Annotated in this window: 6 protein-coding genes; 1 reads left to right on the top strand and 5 read right to left on the bottom strand. The window is 36.5% G+C overall.

Going from position 1 to position 3,282, the window contains the following annotated elements; genetic code table 11:
• Positions 1–30: 30 nt before the first annotated feature.
• From JCM10991_RS11405 to JCM10991_RS15950, 5 genes are all read right to left on the bottom strand, one after another.
• Positions 31–1,032 (bottom strand): DUF916 domain-containing protein, encoded by a 1,002-nt coding sequence (locus JCM10991_RS11405; RefSeq protein WP_025021559.1) that lies wholly within the window; start codon positions 1,030–1,032, stop codon positions 31–33.
• Positions 1,032–1,619 carry a WxL domain-containing protein gene (locus JCM10991_RS11400; protein ID WP_025021558.1) on the bottom strand — a complete coding sequence of 196 codons (588 nt, stop codon included), beginning with the start codon at positions 1,617–1,619 and terminating at the stop codon, positions 1,032–1,034. Before JCM10991_RS11400 ends, JCM10991_RS11405 begins: the two co-directional genes overlap by 1 nt.
• Positions 1,620–1,739: 120 nt before the next feature.
• The gene (locus JCM10991_RS15955; protein ID WP_263640324.1) at positions 1,740–2,024 is read right to left on the bottom strand and encodes an NAD-binding protein; all 285 of its coding nucleotides are present in this window, start codon (positions 2,022–2,024) and stop codon (positions 1,740–1,742) included.
• Positions 1,951–2,103 carry a hypothetical protein gene (locus JCM10991_RS16285; RefSeq protein WP_263640323.1) on the bottom strand — a complete coding sequence of 51 codons (153 nt, stop codon included), beginning with the start codon at positions 2,101–2,103 and terminating at the stop codon, positions 1,951–1,953. The genes JCM10991_RS15955 and JCM10991_RS16285 overlap by 74 nt, the downstream gene beginning before the upstream one ends.
• The gene (locus JCM10991_RS15950; protein WP_225349974.1) at positions 2,082–2,615 is read right to left on the bottom strand and encodes an NAD(P)-dependent oxidoreductase; all 534 of its coding nucleotides are present in this window, start codon (positions 2,613–2,615) and stop codon (positions 2,082–2,084) included. Before JCM10991_RS15950 ends, JCM10991_RS16285 begins: the two co-directional genes overlap by 22 nt.
• A gap of 171 nt (positions 2,616–2,786) precedes the next feature.
• Between JCM10991_RS15950 and JCM10991_RS11390 the strand changes: the two genes are divergently transcribed.
• Positions 2,787–3,282, top strand: a 496-nt coding sequence (locus tag JCM10991_RS11390; protein ID WP_025021557.1) for a helix-turn-helix domain containing protein, incomplete at its 3' end; no start/stop codon positions are given.

The raw sequence follows: 3,282 nt of genomic DNA, 5'->3' as shown, positions 1-3,282 counted from the left end.
TTATCAAGGTTTATCCTTTTTTATTTATTATTATTTTTTCATTAATCTAACAATAACTCCAGCTAATCCCACAATAATTACCAATAAGATTATTACGATGGTAATCATCATTGGACTATGAGTTTGGACGCTTGTTTGACCGCTCTTTTGCGCGTAAGTCTTTGTATCTTGATTTTTAACATGCACAACATAGGTATGGCGGAAACTTTGATCCGGATTTTTTGAAGTAACATTCACATCAACCTTATAAGTTCCTGGTTTGTATACTTTGGCTGGCCAAGCAAGTTGGTACTTAAAATCACTGGCAGCTGCGATTGGGCTTTTAGCCGTTATCGCATGGCCGATTTTTTTACCTGACATCTTCTTAACAGTGTAATCGACTTGTAAATCCCCAGCCATTTGCGGAACTTTATTTATTAAATGTAAGTTCAAAAATGGACTGCTAGCGCTTGAAGAGACCGTCATTTCTTTAACTTGCAAGTTGGCTTGCTGCTTGGAAAAGTTAGCAACCACCGCTATCATTTTAGCGAGCTGCGTATTAATTTGAACCTCTTTTTTATTTTTAGCCGGCATCTTTTGAGAAGTAGCTTTTTCTAAAAAGTTCAAGCCTCCGACAATTTGCCCCTTAGAAACATCTTTGGGTGCCTCAAAAGTATAAGTCACCATCTTAGTTTCGTTTGGCTTTAAAGTAATTTCTTTAGGCCCATGCAAATACTTGCTAGCTAAGCGTTTTGAATCAGTTAATTTTGAATTTTCAAGTTGATCTTGCTTTACGTACGCTACTCCACCACTTGGATTACCTAAGGCGTTTAAGAAATCAACATTTAGCGTAATCTCGTGGTCGGAAACATTACTAACTTTAACCGTCAAATCTTGTTTTTGACCTGGTTTAGCTGCAAAATCAAAATAACCTTTAGAAGTATCGGTCGTTTGTGGATCAGCGGTAAAATTCATTGAAGCCGCTTGAATGGGCGCATTTACTCCAAAGAAAAATCCCCCTACCAAGCCTAAAAACAACAGGATTCTTTTCATTATTCTTGTCCTGTTGGAGCTGCGTTAAGCGTAACGGTTACTGTAGTGCTGTATGAACCAGCATAGGCATTAGCTGGAATATCAGTAATTTGAAGTGAACCAAGATCAACGGTATATGATCCTTTACCCTCAGAAACGCTTGATTTCCCAGCAGTCAAAATTTGAGTTGGATTAGTTGTAAGTGTTTGTGCTCCTGAAACTAAAGTAGGAGTTGCATCTGAAGTAGTATCCTTCTTAGCAACTGATCCTGGAGTTAAGACAACATTTCCATGAGTTCCAGATAATGCAGTTGCACTGGCAGTTAAAGAATAACCTGCCCCTGTTCCTCTTGCATCAACAATTTCAACTGAACCTAAAGATTGTGCATCCGTTGAAATTTGTGAACCATTTAAGGTTTGACTTAATGAAATTGGAGATAAGCTTCCATTTAAAGTTAAGCTGCCTCCTTTAATATCAGCTGTTGCAGTCGTTGAAGCTGATCCGCCACCTGTTGTTCCAGTTGTTTCGGCAAATACTGGTGCACTAAACAATGAACCAGCCATCAAAGCACTTGCGGTTAATAAACTAAACTTCTTCGTATTTTTCATAATTATTCCCTCCACATCTTTATTACACCTTGACTATACAACATGAAGAAAGTATTTTCAATAATTTTATTCTCTTTTTGTGCAAGAAAAAAGTCTATCCCCATTGATTGGAATAGACTTTTATGCAACATTATTTTTTTCGTACCAATGAAGTAAACTTTGTGTGCCTTCATCCCCATAACCCATCGCTTCAACTTGGCGACATTGTTTTAGGAATTGATCAAGGATTTCTAACTTGAAATCACGACTCTTAATTTCATCTTCCGCAATTCCTAAATCTTTAATGAAATGTTTCATATAAAAGGTTGCATTAAAATCTCCTGCAATCATTTTAGGCATGAAGGCATCCATTTGAGCGGATCCAGCGGCCCCAGAACGAATGGTTTCGTATGTTTTTTGTTGGATCTAAGCCCATCTTTTTAGCGTAAGTTAATGATTCACAGACACCCGCTAAAGATCCAGCTAATGCGATTTGGTTAGCCATTTTGGTGTGTTGACCAAAGCCAGCTGGACCTTGCAATCGGATATTTTCTCCCATCGCTTCAAGATAGGTAAGGCTTTATTGAATGTTTCTTCTTTGCCCCCGACCATAATCGCTAAAGTTCCGTTATCAGCTCCGGCTTGACCACCTGAAACAGGTGCATCTAACGCAAACATTTGTTTTTGTGCCGCTACTTGGGCGATTTTTTGGGCTAATTTAGGACTTGTCGTCGTCATATCAATGAGTGTTGTCCCTTCCTTAGCTCCGGCAAATATTCCTTTTTTTCCAAAGTAAACTTCTTCAACGTCTTTAGGATAGCCGACAATTGTAATCACGAAATCGACATCTTTGCTACATTCTAAAGCATTTTCTTTCCAAGTTGCACCTTCTTGAATCAAAGCTTCAGCCTTTTGTTTTGTACGGTTCCAGACTTGAACTTCAAACCCTGCTTTCATTAAATTTCTAACCATCCCTCGGCCCATCAATCCCGTTCCGATAAAACCAATTTTCGTCATTTGCTTACCTACTTTCAACACTAATTTTTCTATGTCTTATTTTATCATGTTTTAGCGTTTTTCTTTTGGGTTTTGATTGTAAAAAATATCCCCAACTTCCAGGGCTATAATACCTTCTAAGTATACAGATGAAATATACAAAATCATCTAAATACTTGGAGGGTATTTTTTATGGGAAGAAAACCAAAATTTAATTCAGCACAAAAACTATCTATTTTAAAAGAGGCTAAAGAAAAAGGTATATATGAAATTTCTAAAAAGTATTCAATTGATAAAAAAACCATCCAACAATGGTGTCTATTATACAAATATCAAGGAATTGAAGGACTTAAAAGTAAACGTACTAACCAAAGTTATTCTCTTAGCTTTAAAATTTCTTTAGTTACAGCATTTATGGAATCAGGAGATTCTTTAATGAACTTCGCAATAAAAAATGGATTAAAATCCCATAGACAACTATATAACTGGATAAAGCGGTATAATGAAGGTACCTTAAAGGCTTATCAGCCTAGAAAGAGAGACCTAAATTTGACTAAAAAAAGAAATTCAACCAGAAAAACTACCTTTGAAGAACGCCTAGAAATCATTGAATTCTTGATTAAACATGATATTAATTACCATAGAACAGCCGAAAAATATGATGTGAGTTATGCACAAGTATATAGCT

Source organism: Ligilactobacillus equi DSM 15833 = JCM 10991 (assembly GCF_000615765.1).
Classification (GTDB): Bacteria; Bacillota; Bacilli; order Lactobacillales; family Lactobacillaceae; genus Ligilactobacillus; species Ligilactobacillus equi.
The sequence above is the reverse complement of the archived record's forward strand: the minus strand, read 5'-3'. Positions and strand labels throughout refer to the sequence as shown.

Bases quoted from the DNA above. Each gene is read 5' to 3' on its own strand.
- JCM10991_RS16285 (WP_263640323.1), bottom strand. From the start codon at position 2,103: ATGGCTAACCAAATCGCATTAGCTGGATCTTTAGCGGGTGTCTGTGAA.
- JCM10991_RS11405 (WP_025021559.1), bottom strand. From the start codon at position 1,032: ATGAAAAGAATCCTGTTGTTTTTAGGCTTGGTAGGGGGATTTTTCTTT.
- JCM10991_RS11400 (WP_025021558.1), bottom strand. From the start codon at position 1,619: ATGAAAAATACGAAGAAGTTTAGTTTATTAACCGCAAGTGCTTTGATG.
- JCM10991_RS15950 (WP_225349974.1), bottom strand. From the start codon at position 2,615: ATGACGAAAATTGGTTTTATCGGAACGGGATTGATGGGCCGAGGGATG.